This window comes from Niastella sp. sgz303648 (assembly GCF_059587045.1).
This window is the reverse complement of the sequence record NZ_JCAPSW010000004.1, coordinates 323604-342134: the sequence shown is the minus strand read 5'-3', so window position 1 is coordinate 342134 and position 18531 is coordinate 323604. Positions and strand designations below refer to the sequence as shown.

The window sequence follows — 18531 nt, the reverse complement described above, 5'->3', positions numbered from 1 at the left end:
AAAATTTTTACTAAGCCTAAATTTCTCTATTTTTGCACCCCATTATTTCCGCCGGTGTTAAAACCGGTTGGAAAACCGGCGGGATAGCTCAGGTGGTTAGAGCGTTGGATTCATAACCCAAAGGTCTCGGGTTCAACTCCCGATCCCGCTACTGTTCGGGCATTTTCAAGACAAAATTGAGAATGCCCGTTTTTATTTTCGCTATAAAACTCTGATATTAAGCGCGTTAATGCTACGAAGAAATTCGTTTTACTGGTTAGATAATGATGATTTTTTGCGTCGTATAGTATTCCGTCCGGAAATAGAATCTTTTGAATGATGCGCTTTTTTTCCAAAGCGCTGGAAACCCATTCAGCACTGAGTTTGCGCAGTTTTTCCAATGAACGCGACACCAATTTTTCGAGGTTAGATATTTTAGGCGCATAGTTATTCAATTCCTTGTTTACTGCCTCGATTTGCGGGGCCAGATGGGTCAAGGCAAGAAAGTAAGCCTCATCATCCACCTGTCCCAAAGCATGACGAATTTTCAGGTTTTTTAACTGCTTGTCCAACTTGTCTGCCTGCATTTTGAGTGCTTCATCCTGCTCTGAAAGGTTGTCATTAAGATGATTGAATATCTTGATCAATTGCTTTTTGACCAAAGAGAATATTGCCTCATGTGGCTTATGCTTATCCAGAAATTCAACAAATAAATCATTTGCACCTTTACGTTTCGCTTTTAACGTTGTCAGCGCATTTACAGAGACGCCGCGACATTTGTTGCATTTATAATAATGGAGGCCCTTTTTACGCACCATATAACCTACCATAAACGAATTACACTGGCTGCATTTCATCAAGTGGGCCAGTGGTCTTAGGTCATGATCATTATTATGCTGATACCCTGACGTACTACCTTCAAGGATGGCCTGCACCTTCATAAAGTCTTTCTCTGAAACAATAGGCACCCAGTTGCCCTTTACCGGCTCGTCCAGCAATTTTGAACATGACACGCCAGCATAGAACGGGTTACGCCATATCTTACCTAGCTTCTGATAGCGCAGCTTTAAGCCATGCGCGGCCAGCTTTGCCAATATTTGGGCATCGGTATAAAGACCCGATGCTTTCCATTGCCATGCTTCACGCAAAAGCTCGCCCTCTTTGTTGAGTTCAATACGCTGGCGATAGGAGAAAAACTTTTCATCACGTACGCGCGGGCCGTAATGATCATAGCCGGTTGGACATTGGCCCAAGTAATTACCCTTTTTCAGAAAATTTTTCATTCCAGGCAATGTCAGTTCCTTCCGTTCAAGGTTTTCTTTGAAGGCATGAAACAGGCTTTCATAGATGGCCGCCTTTCCCCGTTCCGTGGTTGTTGACAGGCCGCTACACACTTCAATCAAATTCACACCTAGATCTTCGACCAGTGTATTAACAAGGCCAATGGCACCTCCGCCGGAGCGGGAAAAGCGGCTCATTTTATAAACTAATATGGCGTAAGGCTTTTTCCGGCTTTCCGTTACTTTATCAATAAGGCGCTTGAACTCTTTCCGGGTAAAATCCGACTTGGCGCTTTCATACGTCCCACCGAATTCATCCGATATAGTGTAATTATGTTTGGCTGCGTATTGTCGGTTCGCTTCTTTCTGTGATTCAACACTGTTAAAGCGTTCAAATTGTTCTTTCGAGGAAACACGGGTGTAAGACCAAACAATTGTATTGGCGTTTGCAGCATCGTCTTTCTTCGGCACAAAGCGTTTAAAGTAGTCAAGATTATTCATCACCGTCAAAATATGAGTTATATAAAAATAACGAAAGTTGGTAAATGAAATCCATCAACTCCAACTTTTGTGCCGGGGATAAATGCTTCACCCATTCTTCGGAATTTATTTCTTCCTCCGTGAGTTTTAAATGTTCAGTCGCCATAAACAGGATCATTATTGTTCATGCGATAGCCTGGTTTCATCGTCACCAGTATTCTTTGCCGGGCTTCGGCTTGTCGGCGTATGAGTGCGGTTATCAAGATTCCGTCACTTCCCCAATACCTATTATAATCATCACGTAATTTGGTAATGATATTGAGAACTGGTGGTGGCGCATCCGACAGGGTGCAGCCATGGTGTTGTAAAATCTCTTTCTCGGTTGACTGAACGGCGGCCAACATTTCGGCACGATGGTGCTCGAAGGCTTTGATCTGGTTTTCCTGTTTTGTATACAGGTCACTGAACCGTGTATCGTGATTCATAAATTATTTTTGAATGGTGTTAAACTATCGGCCACGGTCTTTATCCTTGCCCTTGTCTGGATCGGGAGTAAGCAAAGCAATAAGACGTGCCCGTTTTGCTTCTTCCTCTATCACATTTTCTTTTTCCATTGTTTGTATATGCTGCAATAAATCAAGCTCGTCCTTTTCCATTTTCTCCCATGTTTCGCGTTGTTTCGTTAAAAGGTTATCCACGGCTTTACGTGTCTTCTTATCCAAGACAGTATAATTGACCAGAATTTGATTCTGGCTCTTTTGCAACTCGAACAATCGCTTTGCACGTTCTTGCCGATAGTCGTTTGCTTCTTGTTTGTGTTGTTCCAACAGATTTTCCAGTTTCATAAGAATTTTTTAGATTATTCAGGTGCACTGAAAAACGCAAAAAGCTCCTTTTGGTGGATGGCACGCATGGCGACAATCTTCTGGCCGTCGATGCCCCACAGGGTTTGCCATGTGTTACGGTCACGCCCTATTTTATCCCTGACGTTTTGCGGCGCTGTCTTCTCTGTGTACTGACCCAACAATAAGGTTATATCAGCGTTGAGTTGATCAAGGCTTTGTTTATAGCCTATTAAATACATTTTATAATCCTTCGCTTGACTTTTGATAAGTTGCTCCCATTTCATATAGGAAAAATTTGAAGTGATGAAATTGATTAACGACCGGCGGATTTGTCCTTGCTTTTTTCTTTTGCAGCAGACTGATCTTTGGTTATATCCTGCGCCAAGGTTTCACGTTCAAAGAACTTTTTTAGTTCCTTTTGATGGGCAATACGCATTTCTTTGAAACGTGTACCATACATACCATACTCTTTTTCCCAGTTTTGTTCGTTCCGTTGGAGCATGTCTTTTAAAGTAGCAGGAAGGTCGGCTTCGCTGCATTTTGCAGTTGCCAGGATAGCCTGTTTATCAGCCATTAATTGTTCGCGGCTATCTTTAACAGACTGTATGTGATCACTGTAATCATTAGCTTGTCTTTCGACGATTTCTTCCCAATTCATAAAAATTAATTTTAGGTTTTAATAATTTCGGAGGATCAAAATTTTCTGGGTCATGGAATTTATAGTTTTCACTGTCAATCGGATCGTACGGAAATGGAATAGATAGGCGATTCATTTCTTCATAACGGAAAATATCTAGTTTGATCGCCTGATGCATCTCATAAAGCAAAAGATCAACATAAGCCTTGGAACTTGGGAAATCACCCGGACGCATTAAACCTTGAGCGCGTCGGAATAATTTATCTTGCATGTCCTCTGTTCTTTTCGTTTGCTCTATGGGTTTTCGCTTCTTCATAAAGTCTGTTTAATATTTCACGCTTTTTTCTTTCCCGATCTGTTTCTTTAGAGCGGGATTTCTGTTGCAGTCGGATAGCATCAATGACATGATTTTTATCCGGCAGGGATAAGCCTTTCAATCGTTCACGCACCTGGCGGGTTTTTACACCGGGGATTTCTTTTACCAGTTCAAAGGAGCGGCCTTTGGTATTGATGATTGCATATGGACGGCGGCCCTTTTGCGTGGTGATGGTATAACCGGATTTTTCAACTGCTTTTTGGAATGCTTTGCCGTTTGGATGTTGCTGCCATAAATCAGCAAGCAACAACCGCAAGGCAGGACGTTCTTTGTTTTTCTCATCGGTAAGTTGATGGCCGAACTCGCGTTCCATTATCCCCCTGGCTTTCATCTCCTGCCGGTGTGAATGCTTGTTGCAAATGATCTTGCCGGTTTCATGGTTATATCTCTCCCAAACCACATGTAGATGCTGCCTGCCATTTTTCGTGTGCATGACCATGATCCGTTTTTGCCCCGTAAAGCCGCGTTCTTGTTCGATGATCTCAGCCGCGCGATACCATTGTTCTTTCGTCATTGTTCGATCTTCTCCATGTCGAGGGGAGACCACGACATGGTACAATCCTTTACTCGTTCGCCCTAACAGCTCCGATGTCAGGCTCATTTCGATCAGGGATTTTCTCAAATTATCTGGCTGTGATGTTCCCCTGATATCGAAGACCTGAACGAATTCGTTGTCGCCCTTGGTCAACAGGTAGTTGGCAAGCTGCGCACCGTTCCCTCGTATGCTACCCCTGAGCACCATCAGTCAGTAGAGCAATGAGGTGATTAGAAAGCGTTTTTACACACGACAATGCATCTTCGATAATCCGATCCGGTACATGATGACCGTTGCCGACAATTCGTTCCCTGTGCAGCTCATGCGCAATTTGGTTGACATTGCTCCCGATCTTGCCCAACTCACCGAGCGTGCGAATGAATAGGGCACGATCCGGTTTTGCTTTCGGCATGATCGGCTGTGACCGGATAATCGTTACACGAACAAAATCACTGATTGATAAGCCGTGCTCTTTTGCCATCGCTGATAGCTGGTTCTTTTCTTCTGCATTCAACCGAATATGCAGGCGTTTCGTTCTGCAAGGCTTCTCCTTGCCTGTCTTCCGCTCCATAGTTGTTGCATTTTTTTCTTTGCGGGAGGGTCAAGGGAGGTCGCAAAACCTCCTTGCAAGATTGGGGCTGGGAAACATTTGTGCACCCAGCCCACATCTTGCGGGAAGCAGCGCTGACCCACCGTTCCAGTTCATTTCTATTTCCTGCGCTGCACTTGCAGCGCCATTTTAATTATTGAATTCCGGTTTGTAATATGGGTTAGGGTCACACTCCAATCCCATTTCGTAGTAAGGCACTTTCGGAATCTGCGCCGGAGCAAGCTGATCAATCACGGCATATATGGTGTCACCTGATGCACGTCTCAATTCATCAGGTGTTACCAGCGGCCTTGGCGATGCACCGCTGATTTCTCCTTTTTCATTATAGGTTGGCACCGAGGTCGTTCCCAAAAGATGTGAAATATAATCGGCACTAAAATTATCCGAGACATTGAAGAAGTGACGAACGGAACAGTTTGATACAAAATTCTCCCAGTTATCGCCATAGAGATTTTTGATCTGCACAAGATTTTGAAAGATTGACCATACATGCACGCCAAATCCTGCATAGGCTCCCAGCGCCATATCAATTTCGCTGTGATATCCAAAAGCATAGGCTTCGTCTAACAAAAAACAAACTTGTTCTTTCGGATTACGCACAACCGAACGCATCAGGGAGGTTACAACCAGTCGTAACCATGCACTATGGCTTTTCAGCCGATCAAACGGAATACAGAGATAAACAGTCACATTACCCGATGCCAGATCAGCGGATGTAAACCCGTCTGTTCCCTTCATCGAATCACGCAAGGCAGGAGACTTGATAAAGTCGGTGCATTTTTGTGCTGAGGACATCACTGAGCCGTATTCGCGGTCAGAAGTTTTCATCAAGCCGGCGATTTCATTTGCACCAGCTTTTACAATATCACCAACATGCGGATCATCGTTCAGCATCATATCAGCTAATAACAACGACCATTCCGTTTGATCTAACCGCAGCCATTGCCAAAGCGTTGCCAAATGGCGGTCTTCTTTAGGTGCTGCCGTAACAAGGTGAAGCAACAGCGTTGAAATAAATGTTCTTGCCCTATCCTGAAAGTGCTGATCTTCGCCTCCATTGCTGGCCGGTACGATTGATTCAGCGATCATTTGAACGTCATCGGCAACGTGAAGCGGATCGCTTTTTAAAATGTCCAGTGGGTTATATCTTATGTTCACAAGCGACAATAAGTTCCACGGATTTAAAATGATAACTTTCCTTCCGGCTTTTCTGTGAATATTCGCGGATATAGCAGCCAGTTCACCTTTCGGATCAATAATCACAAACGACATATTTCTAAACAGGCCAGGCAGTAAAAGATTTTGCAGAATTAAATTGACCGATTTCCCGGCCCTAGTACCTGCAACAGATAGTAGATGACCTGCTTTCCTGTAAAATGTATCAAAGCCGATATAGAACCCTTCCGCCTTACGGTATGGTAATAGTTCTTTTTGTGTTGCAAAACGGGCGCTGCCATGTCGCTGCTTTTCGGAGATATATTTATAAATACCACCACGCCAACGGCTGAACCACAACCATACAAGAAGTGTAAAGAGAACATTCACGCCAAGAAATACCGGGATAAAATCTGGATGGTATGTCAGCGTATCGCCACCGACCCAGATAATGACGCGCACCATGATCTGAGCAATGAGATATATAAAGCCCCATATCAGTATTGCACCCAGGATCATCCCAACCCGTATAATAGGCGGCAGGTTTGACAAACGAGGCAGTTCGTTATTCGGCTCCATGAATATTCGGAATGATCTTTTGTAAAAAATAAGACTTCCCAATAAAGTAATTGGACTGAAAATTAATCCTACAAATGTTAGAAGGGTTTTCGTTTTTCCCTCCGGGTTCCCCTTAACCGTGAACAATTCTTTAAGCTCAGCTAAGGATACACCGAACAAACCTTTGGATGTGTTCTGCTCCATATAAAAATGATTTTAATAATGATGTTTTTTAAGTAATCACAGGGAAACGGATTATAAAGTTTGGGCGCCCAAAGGTTGAAGATGCCGGGTGATGATCGGTCACCCGGCGATGGGATCATTTCAGGTTTTTCAATGCTTCCTTCGCATTGCTGGAACCATACACCAGTTTGCCATCAATCAATGTGCGGTTATCATCAATGTGTTTGACACGATGGCCATTACCGATTTGCACATTGGGATCATAAGCGGAGGTCTTTAGACCTTTGGAAGACCCAAAGTTTTTCAGGTCATTCCGTTCTTTGTCTGTCATTTTGTTTCGTTTTAAATTCAAAAAACTGTTTGCTGTAATTCTGGCCAGAACATATGCCGGATGCTTTATGATGGTGACCCGGCGAAACCATTTCGGTGATGGGCATAGCCCAGGTGTTTCGTTTGGCCGATAGATTGTTTAATATTCCGCACCTCACACACGGGCAAGGCGTAGCCATGCCTGCCCGAAGGCAAGCCGTCCGTTTTACAATCTGTAATCAGGATGACTTGAAAGAGGTGTTAGGATAGATAAGTTATCGCCAAAAGGATGGCTGCGTTTAATTTAGGCTTGCACGTGCTGTAGATAGATAGTCGTTGTTCAAATAGATATCGTCAACATACCAATAATTGCCTATCTCAATGAAGCGCATCGCATAAATTCTGTACTTTAATTCTTCTGGTGTAATATCATTCCTCTCAATTGCCGGATGGTTTTTCTGATCATCCTCCGGCATTAAACCGACAATGACGATTGCTTCAATAAGCCCCGATTTGATAGCCGACATTTCATGAAATTGAAACGTGAGTATTTCACGCCCAAAAAGAAAAGCCTTTTGAAATTGTGCCTTGTGCTTCTCTACCAGGGTGAGCTGTTTTAAGTTGGGTGACAGCATGCCGAAAACACTGTCAATATGGTTCGAGCTCATGCAGCTATAGAACTCATTCAGCAAGACGCTGATTTCATTCTGCTGTTTTTTCAGTTGGTTAGTGTGTCGCATAATTTATGTTTAATATCAATGGTTTAATTTTAGACAAAAGAATTCCTGCGCCTTGCTTAGAGCAGAGCGTTCCATGCTGGCCAAAGGCCACAGAAATACTTGTTGATTTTAGGAAAAGGCTTTGTTATATGTTAAGTCCAGGAGAGAACCAATGGCAGAAAAAGATCCACCCCTTACCGTCGATACATGGCATCATTATTATGATGAGGAGTACGATTTTCAATTCCCCCGGCTTTTGGGAAATATTGAGGGTAACGAACAAGCCGCTGGCGCACTAACCAAAATCCTTGAAAAAGCCAAGACCTATGATGAATTAAAATCAGAAATCCTTGCTTTCATTAAAAATAGTGACGACCTTGTTAAAGATTTCAATGAAAAGTGGTTGGGGGATGAGCCTGAAAAATATAATCTTCCTCCACTCCCTCATCATCCTTCATATCGTCGCTAACTTGATTGCTCGTTTATTCTGGAGCTAAGTTAGGGTGGGGGTTTATCACTAAAAATCCCGAAATGATAATTTTAGAAATAATTTTTCTCCCGATTTCAAAAAAACGGTAGTTTCCCTGAATCATTCGATATTATTTAAGTAATATAAATTCTTCTAAATGAGCACCATCAAACTCAGTCAAAAACAAATTGATGACTTTTATAAGATTATGGAGTTTATGTTTTGCGAAAAACATAAAATTAAAAACATCAATGAAATTGGTTTTAATGTTTTCTATGAGGAGATTGCAGAGCTCACCGGTTATAAACCAAAGACAATCGAAAATAAATTTTCAGACAAAATTTTTTTAGTTAAAATAAAATACTTCAAAAATATTTTTGACAGAGTTCAATCTTTCTATCATGGGGATGATCGAATAAATTTATATAAAAACCAGTTTGATTTTTTTGTTGCATGGAGAAATGATATTTACAAGAGCCTGGGTTGGGATAAAAGCGAAATTAAAATCGATCAAACTAAAATACAGTATTCTCCATCCGAAATTTCTAATTGGTTCATTGGCAAAGAATGGGTGATTTATGAAATCATTAATGACGATTTTATAACAAGGAAAATAAATTTTTTAGACAAAGAATTAAGAAGTGAAAAATTTGCAAGTACGCTTACTTGTTCAGTAAATTATGGGCGAAAGAATGGAATAGATTATCGAGCTATATCAGACGAGCTAGATATGGCTGATTTTCTGTCAATAAGAAATTCAGTTGTTATAAAAAATAGTCTTCGGGAGGTCGCTGTAGATCGTGTCTATGAATATTTCTATTTCCCCTATTCATTAGATAAGTCTGTAGATTTTTATTTCGGCTACAAACTGACATATAATTATAACTTGTATGAATTTAAACTTTCTTTCGCTGTATTGAGTACTTTAAAAGAATCGAGTGGCGTAACCTCAGATTATTCTGAGATAGGTTTTTTAGATGATTCTACTCCAGACAATGTACTTGGGGCTCTATTGCGATGGAGCATTCACCATCCTTCGGCACATCAAATAGATAGGATGTTCTCTATAATGATTGATGAAATTCGTAGCGGCTATGGCATACCCAAGCTATAGGATAACAGATTTTGTTTTCGATAATTAATTTTCAAATTACTTCGATTAAGTCTGTTTGATCAATTGGGAATATAGATGTCTTCCATTTCTTACCTTTGTAAGGTACATTACAATTATATCAAATGGCCATAACTAGACAACAGTTCAACACCCTCGAAGATCTTTTTGATTACTACAATAGTACTCTGTTTCAAGGCCAGCTTCCGCCTTGCCTTATTAACCTTTCCCGACGTAGAGGCGCTGAAGGTTTTTTCGCGCCAGAACGGTGGAAGGATCGCAAAAAGAAAATAGTACATGAAATTTCTTTAAATCCGAATTTCCTAAATCAAACGGATAAAGAATGGCATTCCACTCTTGTTCACGAAATGGTGCATCATTGGGAGGAAGTTAACGGAACGGCTTCCCGACAATGCTATCATAATAGAATTTGGGCAAACAAGATGGAAGAATTAGGATTAATGCCCTCTAATACCGGTAGGCCAGGTGGTGCCAGGACCGGCCAAAGTGTATCTCACTATATCATCAAAAACGGTCTCTTTGATTTAGCATTTAAGAGCATAAAGCAGGAAAGCCTTATAGCGGTTAAACTTCCCTATATCCCAAACACCTTGTTATTTGGTAACACTAAACAAGCAAACCTTACAGGACGATCTGGTCGAAAAGTAAAATATACCTGTTCCTGTCACAATCGTGTTTGGGGAAAATATGGCTTACGTATAAAATGTGTCGAATGCGGCAAGCTGTTTGTCCCTGTAGCCCCTCAGCAATAACGGTATATCATTCAAGTAAAGATTGTGCATTTAGCACTGAAAGGGAAGATGTCTGACGCCAATCGTTGTATTTCGTTGTATTTTTATGATTTCGCTTGCCGACAGTACTAAAAAATAATATTAGACCACTTCCTGAATATCAAACCACGTTTCTATCTTCCTTTTGGAAAATAGAATGACCTGACCAATCCACATAGCAGTTAGGAATTCATGCGAACCAGATTTGTCGAGCCAGAAACCTGCACAATTGAAGAATTACGCCATGCATATCAAATAGCTGCTCGCATTGTCGCTTTATATGGCGATAAATACCTGCCGGGTTTTCAAAGGTTTCATGATGAGTTTGAAAAACGTTCTCGAATGACAAACATAAAGGCCATTGCATTAACGGTTGCTGCAAATAACATATAAGGGCTAAAAACTTCTGAGGGTGGTATACATTCTGGTATACAAAATAGTATACACTCAAATATGGTGGGCAAATTGTATAATATTATTAATAGTTTAAAATGTTCCAAAAAATTGATCGAATTCCCGTGGGGACGCCACTATATAGCCAGATTATCGAAACCGGCTTCCAAACAAACTATTGAAATCATTGGATTAAAATTGGGTCACCATAGCCTGGCCTTTCCATTGCCAATAGATTTTGGTATACAAGACGGTATACAAAATGGTATACTGAGGGATGACCTCAAAAACCTATCTCATCGAACGAAACAATCGTTTTTATTATTTTCGTCGGGTTCCAAAGCTCATGCGGGAATTTGACAAGCGGACTTTTATCAAAGTTGCGCTCAATACTGATAGTAGGGAAATAGCTTCCACAAAAGCCAGAATGATGAATGCCGAAATTGAGAGTTATTGGCGGAAACTCCTTGAACTTGGTGAAACACATACAGGTGCAAAATTCAAACAGACAATAGTATTTGCTCGTCAACTTGGGTTCACTTATTTGCCGCATAATCAACTTATTCAAGATAAACCTATAGCTGAACTTACCGAACGTCTTTCTAAAATCGAAAAGGCCGCATTTAATGAACGTCATGTTGAGGCGCTTTGGGGCGGGGTAGATCGTCCTGAAATTAATGTAAGTGAAGCCCTTGAACAATTTTGGTCATATACGAAAGACCGAATTCTAAAGAAGGATAAAAAGCAAATTCGTAAATGGGAAAATCCAAGAAAAAAAGCAATTAATAACTTTATTGCAGTCGTGGGCAATAAAAGCATTATGAACTTAACGCGTGACGATGCAATTCAATTTCGTGATTGGTGGATTACAAGGATTGAAGACGATGGCTATGTAGCTGCAACTGCAAACAAAGATTTAATCCATGTAAAAAATATTGTTGAAACAGTCTGTGATAATTTAAAAATCGGACTCGATACGGAACATATTTTCAAGAAACTTACTCTTGATGAAGATGATAGTCAAAAACGGTTACCCTTTGAAAAGGGCTATATCATCAATACATTATTAGTTCATGATTGTTTGAAGGAATTAACGGAAGACGAAAGATGGGCCATATTTGCGATGGCAGAAACTGGCGTACGGGATTGTGAGTTGGTTTGTTTAAATGATAAAACTATTATTTTGGATCATGATACGCCGCATATCTCAATTGAGAAGTCAAAAACTGCATATAGTACACGAAAAATACCTTTAGTTGGGTATGCTTTAGATGCATTTAAAGCCAGACCCAAAGGGTTCATTAGTTACTATAAAAAAGCGGATGAATTTTCAACTAGTATCAATAAGTTTTTGCGTGGTAAAAATCTTTTTCCTACTGAAATGCATTCTCTATATTCCTTGCGACATAGTTTTCAAGATCGAATACTGGCTGTAGATGCCCCTGATCGGGTTCAGTGTGAACTGATCGGGCATAAGTTTGATCGTCCTAAATATGGTGATGGCCCAACTTTGGCGCACAAATTAGAGTGGATGAAACGAATACAATTAAAAAGGGAAACTAAAGAGTTCGAAACTTCATGATCCGCATGATCCAAATCCAGTCGGCAGAACAGGCCAAAGACTATCACAATGATGCACTCGCTCCTGCTGATTACTATATCAACGATCAGGAATTGCCGGGTTTGTTTCGGGGCAAGATTGCAAAGCGACTTGGCATTGAAGGTGAAGCCAACAAGCAGGACTACGATGCTCTGTGCGAAAACCTGAATCCTACCACATTGAAAAACTTGACCCCTCGCACCGTCGATCAAAGGACGGTCGGATATGATATTTCATTTCACGTTCCAAAGTCCGTATCGGTTTTGCATGTTCTCTCAAAAGACGATCATATTTTAGAGGCGTTCCGGCAAAGCGTTCACGACACGATGCTTGACATTGAGGCGGACAGCAAAGCCCGTGTCCGGAAAAATGGTAAGGATGAAGACCGGGAAACGGGGGAATTAGTATGGGCTGAATTTATCCACCAAACTGCACGCCCGACAGAAGACGATGAACCCGATCCACATTTGCATTGTCATTGCTTCACCTTCAATGTGACGTGGGATAATTTTGAACAAACGTTCAAGGCCGGGCAGTTCCGCGATATAAAGCGGGATATGCCTTACTATCAGGCCCGCTTTCATAAGCGGCTAGCCGATCATCTCATGGTATTAGGCTATCAAATGCGCTGTACCCGAACAGCCTTTGAAGTGGTTGGTGTTCCCGAAAACGTCATATCCCTGTTTTCGAAGCGCACCAATGAAATCGGGCAATTCATCCGGGATAATAATATCACCGATTCCAAAGAGAAAGATAAGGTCGGCGCACGAACCCGTGCAAAAAAGAAAAAAGGTTTGTCGATGGCTGACCTAAAAAAAGAATGGCGGCAACAAATTCATGCACTGGGCATGACTGACAGCAAAGCGGGCGATCCGATACGCTATGCACCTGGAGTCAAGCCGGATGCCATCGAGGCTGCCACCTGCATTGATCATGCCCTGCTCCATAGCTTTGAAAGAGCGTCGGTGATGCATGATAGACGTATTCTGGAAAAGGCTTATCGGCATAGCATCGGTTATTCCGGCGCCACAATCGAGCAAATAACGGACTGCTTTGAACGCGACAAGCGGATCATCTCTGTCAAGGATGGCTCCCGCCTGCTCTGTACCACCCATGAGGTGCTGGCGGAAGAAAAGCGTATGGTTGACCTTGCCAATGCCGGGAAAGGCCAACTTGTGCCGTTATATGCCACTGCACCGTCCCTGACACTTACAGGGGATCAGGCCGAGGCTGTGGCCCATATTCTGACCTGTACAGACAGAGTGGCCATTGCCCGTGGTGGTGCGGGTACTGGTAAGACCACCATGATGCAAGAGGCTGTAAGCCTTATCGAACGGGCTGGCAAAAAGGTGACGATTGTTGCTCCTACGGCCAATGCCTCACGCGGGGTTTTGCGGCAGGAAGGGTTTAGCCAGGCTGATACCGTGGCTAAGTTGCTGATTGATCCTGACCTGCAAAAGACATTACAAGATGGGGTCTTGATCGTAGACGAAGCCGGGTTGCTCGGCGTCAAAGATATGTCGGCACTCCTGCAACTGGCGACTGATAAAAACACTCGATTGATCTTGTGCGGTGACACAAGACAACATGCCTCGGTCATCCGGGGGGATGCCCTGCGCATCCTGAACACCGTTGCCGGTATCAAAGTGGCTGAGGTGAACAAAATTTACCGACAGCGGCATGAATGCTATCGCAAGGCAGTGGAAGAATTGGCGGCTGGCAATGTAAAGGATGCTTTTGACCGGCTGGAATCCTTTAACGCGATTAAAGAAATTGACCCCGATAACCCGAATAAGCAACTGGTCGAAGATTACAGGGCGGCGATCAGCAAAGGCAAAACGGCCCTTGTTGTATCGCCCACCCATCGGCAGGCCGAAGTTGTGACGACTGAAATAAGAAAAGTCCTACGGGATGATGGCCTTATCGGCGCTGACGAAATAAGCGTTACCCGGTACATCAATATGAATTTCACCGATGCTGAGAAGGCCGATGTGCGAATATACGAGCCGGGCCTTGTCGTGCAGTTCAATCAGAACCTTACCGGTTTTCCGCGCGGCAGTACCGCCCAGGTTCAAGAAGTGTCGGACAATGATGTGACGGTAACCGGGATCAACGGTAAAACGCTGTCCCTGCCCTTAGACAAAGCAAGCGACTTTAATCTGTACCGGAAAACCACCCTTCAACTTGGCGTCGGGGATACCATTGTTATCACCCGCAATGGTTTAGATCGCAAAGGCAAGCGGCTGAATAACGGGCAAGCGATGACAGTTCTTTCCATTGATGATGCCGATAACATCCTGTTCATGAATGCAGCAAGCAAGGTTACATACTGCTTAGGGGAAAAGTTCGGCCATATTAATTACGGATATGTAACGACATCGCATTCCTCGCAAGGCAAAACTGTAGATGAAGTATTTATTTCACAGCCTGCATCTACCTTCCCGGCAACCAATACGAAGCAATTTTATGTATCGGTATCACGGGCAAGAGACAATGTGCATATCTATACAGATGACAAAGCGGCTTTACTGGAACACGCCTCGGCAATTGGTGACCGGCAGAGCGCCACGGAACTCATTAACACAATCAAAAAGCCGCTGACCCAATCGTTGATCATACGCAGAAGGCAGGATTATACCACAACGAAAACAGCCACAGTCAAACCATCCCCGCAACAACCTGTAAGGTTACATGCACCAAAGCCTCACATTTGATGCCCGCATACAGCTATTAAAGGAAAGCAACCCAACGGTTCAAAAAGAAATCCAGCAAAACAGCTTTCATGATGGTAACATCATAGCTAAGAAGCTATGTATAGCTTGGGATACTGGTCGTAAAATGTTTTTCCATTATGCACATTTTATGACGTGCGATTTTGAACCCGGCCCTGACCTCAATTGCATGACGCTGGAATTTATGACGCGATGTGTGATATTAAAGGGGTATTGTTTGGATGTGCTGTTTGACAACTTCCAGCACGATAAGCCCTATATTATTGCTGTAAACTCTGAACGATATGCAGGAATGAGAGCGCCGGGTCAGCCCTTTGTGATTGAAGCAATCATTGGAAAATAAAACAGCGCCCGACTGGGCGCTGTTCTTTTTAGGGTAAATGCCTTTGTTAGTTAGGCTGTAACCCTTGCAGGAAATCCACCGCTTTTGATGCCTCACTGGCGGCGGTAATAATACAATGCTTGTTTTCCTTTAGCACCTGCAACCAATGATTAATATAGCTGGCATGATCGCCCTTGTCTGCTATTGCAATGCCGAATTCGGTACATAAAAACGCTGCGCCTAATTCAGCAATCAGTTCTTCGGTGGCATAACCTTTATCTCCGAACTTTTTACCGCCTTGCCGATTGAGCCTTTTGGGGCTTCCTGTCCAGTGAGTCAATTCGTGTAACAGAGTGGAATAGTAACCTTCTGTAGCAGTACAGGTTTCGGTATTTATAAATGTCTCTTGCCAAGGCATAACGATTTTATCAAGGGATGGCCTGTAATAAGCACTATAGCCTGTGTTCTCGATTTCTACGTGTGTATTGCCGACAAATTTTTCAACTTGCTCAATGCGTTCAACCAGATTTTCAGCATTGGATAGCGCCTGCTTTTGCACGGCTTCATAACTCACCAGTTGGCAGCGATTGAACACATGAGACATTTTAAGGAAAGGGATCTTTTTTATTTCATCGTCAACTTCTTTTTCGATGGTGTCGTAATAAACAATCAAACTGCCCTTTTCGCCCTTGCGAATGAGTTCTTTCTTTTCATTCCATTGCTTCAAGCTGGCCCATTCGTCCGATGCGAATTGCTGATTAATAGCAGATGTCCAAAGCAGCAGAATGTTAATGCCACGGTATCGCTTGCTGGTGGTATAGTTTTGTGGAATGGATAAAAGCCGATCAGGGCCACCGTTCCATGGTTTGTGTCAGGGCACAGTACCTTTTTCCAATTGCTGAATAATTGTATCGGTGACTTGTTGATGAATGTCGCGGCGGGGAGATGTTTTCTGTTGTGGTTCGTTTACTGCAGTAATTGAATTCACGATTTTTCCTTTCGAGAGGGGTAGATGGAAACAAGGAGACCTGCGCCGAAAAGAAAGCGACGTTCCGGCAAAAATTTTGGTCAGGCGTGGAGTCCGTAAGACGGGGAAAAATTTTGTTGGAAAAAGGAGCGTTTTTGGCAAACTCCGCCGTTTCAATTCATCAAGCCTCGTCTTGAAAGAAAAACGTGCGGTTGTACCGGATCATGCATAAAATGAGGTAGCAACGCATGAAGGGCGCTGCCTGTTTCTGATCATCAAGGGGTGTATTTGGGGCCGTTGCCTTTTGCTATGTACCGGGAAAGGATGGTTTCATTTTCAATGATGCGATCATGATCACGTGCCGCCTTAGTATAAACACTGATGGGATATCTGGCGTTAAAGTACAGGTCACGCTCAACGAACAGCCCAGACTTGCCTCTAACGCTGGTAATCTCATTGAGATCGACATAACCCAATTCAGGAAAGCCCATGCCCAAATCACACAACCCGAAGGCTAATGTTGTTTCTTCTGGATCAAGTTCTGTAAGCAACCATGTGAAAGCTGAACCCGGCAAAAATAATTTGACAACGGGGAGGTGGTCTTTCCCTCTTTGATCTGGGGAGCCGTTTTTAATCAGTTGTTCGCGTTGTGCGGCTGTCAATAGCTTCATGCATAATCCTTGTCGTTGGGGTTGATACAGGAAAAGCAATGCCGGAAGCCAGGTGGCCATCCGGCAAAGATGTTGGTTAAGCGGGGGGATGCGCGGAGCCCGGTAAATCACACGTTTAAAGCAGTGTGATTTTTAGATGAGAAATGTAATTCAGCTATAAGCCGAGCTTGACCATGTGATATGCGTTCATATCCTTGTAAGGCGCATATTCTTTGTTCATAGGCTTATGCACAAGGTTTTCCTCGGTCTTGAAAAAGTTATCCAAGGAAATGGTTGCTGCTTTCCCAGGTTCGTCATTGTGCATCCACGTATAAGCGATACGATAGCCATAGCCTTTAATATATGGCGTAGCTTTTTTGAGGTTAGACAGGGAATTTAAAACAATCGTATCGTCTTTGAATTTCTGCCCATCCCGTTTGTGAATGATCGCGGTCAGGTAATCCGGCCAGCCTTCAAAAATATGAATACCATCAGGCTTGGGTGTTTCACCCCGAATGAAAGTGATGTATTTGGGCTTGGTGCTTCCTTTGAAAAATATATTACGGATTTCATAGCCCCCCTTGTCATTCTTAAAGCCTAGGGCAAAAATGGTTTTCTTAGTTTCTTTGTTAAAAACATTGACCTGCTTTAAATATTGTTGCGCTATACTTAATGGAATACCACGTAATTCAAGGTATTGAATGAGGGCAGGCCGTTCGATTTCCTGCACATGCGTAACGATCAGTTTTTTATCATCTTTGGGACAATCCGGTGTTTTAACAGGCGCAATAAATACTATACCTTCAAATATATTTTTAAGCCAGCGAAGGGCATCGGCTATGGTATGATCCACACCGCAGCTCTCCAAATATTTGCAGACAAATTGAATGACGCTACCACCCTCGCCCGTGCCATGGTCGTACCATAGATTTTTATTCGTGTTAACATGAAAGCTGGCCGTTTTTTCCTGCCTTAATGGGGAAAGGTAATACAGGTCATGCCCCGATGTTCTTGCAGGATTACAATTGATTTTGTCTAAAATTTCACGTAGCGGTATGTTTTTCGCCTGTTCAATATTCATGCGATCTCCAAAGAAAGTGATGATTTTTAGGGTGCAAGTCGTTACGTACGATTTGTTTCCGGCTTTTAAAAGGTCTGTTTGCCTTTTTCATACTCAATCAAGTCCGCAACGTAGTAACAAGATTTATTACCGCGCATGTGGTATGGCAGTTCGTTTCTTCTTTTGTTTTTCTTTCTGGCAAGATTGTCGAGATATGTTTCACTCTCACCAATAAACTCTGCGGCCTCCCGGCGTGGCAGCCAATACGTCTTTGAACATTTGCATGTCATGAAGAACTCCGAATGATAAATGATTTATTTTGATACTGTCGTGCGAAGGAATCGCTTTTACAACCGTGGGCGGTTTGATAACGGATAATATTGTATGTAGTCAAATAAAATCCGTTTTTTACAATGGTTTATGTAAGGGAGTATGTGTAAGAAACAAAAGGGCAGCAAAGCGATCTGCTAATTATTTGTACAAATGAAAAGTGGTGTTATTTGAAGTTTATTTTTTTATTACGCTATATGACTATGCAGCGAAGTAAAATAATTTTTCTTTTCTCACCAGCAAGATCATTATTGCCAAAATGCTGAAAGGAGCGTCGCAAGGGACGCTTCATCAAGGCAATAATGCCGGCACAGACAAAGAACTCGCCTCGGAAAGCACTGGATCGTATTCAGGATGATTGATGGTCATAAATTTAATCGTCCGGCCTATGAGATGGAGCAACCTTGCCATAAGTTAGAGTGGGTAAAAAATTCAGTTAA

The 18531-nt window shown here is 42.6% G+C and carries 21 protein-coding genes, 1 tRNA gene and 1 pseudogene; 8 read left to right on the top strand and 15 right to left on the bottom strand.

The genetic code is table 11. From position 1 onward, the window contains the following. The first annotated feature begins 77 nt into the window (after window positions 1-77). Window positions 78-151 (top strand) — tRNA-Met (locus tag AC59IL_RS14130). Here the strand turns inward: AC59IL_RS14130 and AC59IL_RS14125 are convergent. The 11 genes from AC59IL_RS14125 to AC59IL_RS14075 all read right to left on the bottom strand — a co-directional run bounded on the left by AC59IL_RS14125 (window position 111) and on the right by AC59IL_RS14075 (window position 7687). After that, window positions 111-1760, bottom strand: coding sequence for a recombinase family protein (locus tag AC59IL_RS14125; RefSeq protein WP_496553089.1), 1650 nt, complete (start codon window positions 1758-1760; stop codon window positions 111-113). The two genes, AC59IL_RS14130 and AC59IL_RS14125, sit on opposite strands and share 41 nt — an antisense overlap. Before the next feature lie 134 nt (window positions 1761-1894). Then, entirely contained in the window at window positions 1895-2224 is a 330-nt protein-coding gene (locus AC59IL_RS14120; RefSeq protein WP_496552792.1) for a hypothetical protein, read from the bottom strand. A 24-nt stretch (window positions 2225-2248) separates the two neighbouring features. Then, the gene (locus AC59IL_RS14115) at window positions 2249-2584 is read right to left on the bottom strand and encodes a hypothetical protein (RefSeq protein WP_496552791.1); all 336 of its coding nucleotides are present in this window, start codon (window positions 2582-2584) and stop codon (window positions 2249-2251) included. Window positions 2585-2598: 14 nt separating this feature from the next. Next, the gene (locus AC59IL_RS14110; protein WP_496552790.1) at window positions 2599-2868 is read right to left on the bottom strand and encodes a hypothetical protein; all 270 of its coding nucleotides are present in this window, start codon (window positions 2866-2868) and stop codon (window positions 2599-2601) included. Between the two features lie 29 nt (window positions 2869-2897). Further along, window positions 2898-3242: a hypothetical protein gene (locus tag AC59IL_RS14105; protein ID WP_496552789.1), complete on the bottom strand. Its 345-nt coding sequence runs from the start codon at window positions 3240-3242 to the stop codon at window positions 2898-2900. Continuing rightward, entirely contained in the window at window positions 3208-3492 is a 285-nt protein-coding gene (locus AC59IL_RS14100; protein WP_496552788.1) for a hypothetical protein, read from the bottom strand. Before AC59IL_RS14100 ends, AC59IL_RS14105 begins: the two co-directional genes overlap by 35 nt. Then, complete coding sequence (locus AC59IL_RS14095) at window positions 3482-4339, bottom strand: relaxase/mobilization nuclease domain-containing protein (RefSeq protein WP_496552787.1); 858 nt, start codon at window positions 4337-4339, stop codon at window positions 3482-3484. Before AC59IL_RS14095 ends, AC59IL_RS14100 begins: the two co-directional genes overlap by 11 nt. Beyond that, on the bottom strand, window positions 4323-4703 hold the full coding sequence (locus tag AC59IL_RS14090) for a plasmid mobilization protein (RefSeq protein WP_496552786.1): 381 nt from the start codon (window positions 4701-4703) through the stop codon (window positions 4323-4325). The genes AC59IL_RS14095 and AC59IL_RS14090 overlap by 17 nt, the downstream gene beginning before the upstream one ends. Before the next feature lie 168 nt (window positions 4704-4871). Continuing rightward, on the bottom strand, window positions 4872-6659 hold the full coding sequence (locus AC59IL_RS14085) for a type IV secretory system conjugative DNA transfer family protein (protein ID WP_496552785.1): 1788 nt from the start codon (window positions 6657-6659) through the stop codon (window positions 4872-4874). A 115-nt stretch (window positions 6660-6774) separates the two neighbouring features. After that, window positions 6775-6969: a hypothetical protein gene (locus tag AC59IL_RS14080; protein ID WP_496552784.1), complete on the bottom strand. Its 195-nt coding sequence runs from the start codon at window positions 6967-6969 to the stop codon at window positions 6775-6777. Between the two features lie 277 nt (window positions 6970-7246). Beyond that, a complete protein-coding gene (locus AC59IL_RS14075) occupies window positions 7247-7687 on the bottom strand; it encodes a hypothetical protein (RefSeq protein ID WP_496552783.1) in 441 nt (146 codons plus the stop codon). A 151-nt stretch (window positions 7688-7838) separates the two neighbouring features. Between AC59IL_RS14075 and AC59IL_RS14070 the strand changes: the two genes are divergently transcribed. The 7 genes from AC59IL_RS14070 (at window position 7839) to AC59IL_RS14040 (ending at window position 15105) form a co-directional block, all read left to right on the top strand. Then, window positions 7839-8135 (top strand): hypothetical protein, encoded by a 297-nt coding sequence (locus tag AC59IL_RS14070; protein WP_496552782.1) that lies wholly within the window; start codon window positions 7839-7841, stop codon window positions 8133-8135. Window positions 8136-8292: 157 nt separating this feature from the next. Next, window positions 8293-9249, top strand: a complete 957-nt coding sequence (locus AC59IL_RS14065) for a hypothetical protein (RefSeq protein ID WP_496552781.1) — start codon at window positions 8293-8295, stop codon at window positions 9247-9249. Between the two features lie 122 nt (window positions 9250-9371). Continuing rightward, on the top strand, window positions 9372-10019 hold the full coding sequence (locus tag AC59IL_RS14060) for a SprT-like domain-containing protein (RefSeq protein ID WP_496552780.1): 648 nt from the start codon (window positions 9372-9374) through the stop codon (window positions 10017-10019). 210 nt (window positions 10020-10229) lie between these two features. Beyond that, complete coding sequence (locus AC59IL_RS14055) at window positions 10230-10430, top strand: hypothetical protein (protein WP_496552779.1); 201 nt, start codon at window positions 10230-10232, stop codon at window positions 10428-10430. A 277-nt stretch (window positions 10431-10707) separates the two neighbouring features. Continuing rightward, window positions 10708-12012 carry a DUF6538 domain-containing protein gene (locus tag AC59IL_RS14050; protein WP_496552778.1) on the top strand — a complete coding sequence of 435 codons (1305 nt, stop codon included), beginning with the start codon at window positions 10708-10710 and terminating at the stop codon, window positions 12010-12012. A gap of 5 nt (window positions 12013-12017) precedes the next feature. Further along, complete coding sequence (gene mobF / locus AC59IL_RS14045) at window positions 12018-14744, top strand: MobF family relaxase (RefSeq protein WP_496552777.1); 2727 nt, start codon at window positions 12018-12020, stop codon at window positions 14742-14744. Then, complete coding sequence (locus AC59IL_RS14040; protein WP_496552776.1) at window positions 14722-15105, top strand: hypothetical protein; 384 nt, start codon at window positions 14722-14724, stop codon at window positions 15103-15105. Before mobF ends, AC59IL_RS14040 begins: the two co-directional genes overlap by 23 nt. A gap of 46 nt (window positions 15106-15151) precedes the next feature. Here the strand turns inward: AC59IL_RS14040 and AC59IL_RS14035 are convergent, their stop codons facing one another. The 4 genes and pseudogenes from AC59IL_RS14035 to AC59IL_RS14020 form a co-directional block, all read right to left on the bottom strand. Next, entirely contained in the window at window positions 15152-15703 is a 552-nt protein-coding gene (locus tag AC59IL_RS14035; RefSeq protein WP_496553088.1) for an ArdC family protein, read from the bottom strand. Further along, window positions 15686-15940: pseudogene (locus AC59IL_RS14030) on the bottom strand (ArdC-like ssDNA-binding domain-containing protein); the annotation flags it as partial. The gene AC59IL_RS14035 and the pseudogene AC59IL_RS14030, both read right to left, overlap by 18 nt. 386 nt (window positions 15941-16326) lie before the next feature. Beyond that, window positions 16327-16782 carry a DUF2958 domain-containing protein gene (locus AC59IL_RS14025; RefSeq protein WP_496552775.1) on the bottom strand — a complete coding sequence of 152 codons (456 nt, stop codon included), beginning with the start codon at window positions 16780-16782 and terminating at the stop codon, window positions 16327-16329. Window positions 16783-16876: 94 nt separating this feature from the next. Beyond that, window positions 16877-17782: a DUF8464 domain-containing protein gene (locus tag AC59IL_RS14020; protein WP_496552774.1), complete on the bottom strand. Its 906-nt coding sequence runs from the start codon at window positions 17780-17782 to the stop codon at window positions 16877-16879. Between the last annotated feature and the right edge of the window lie 749 nt (window positions 17783-18531).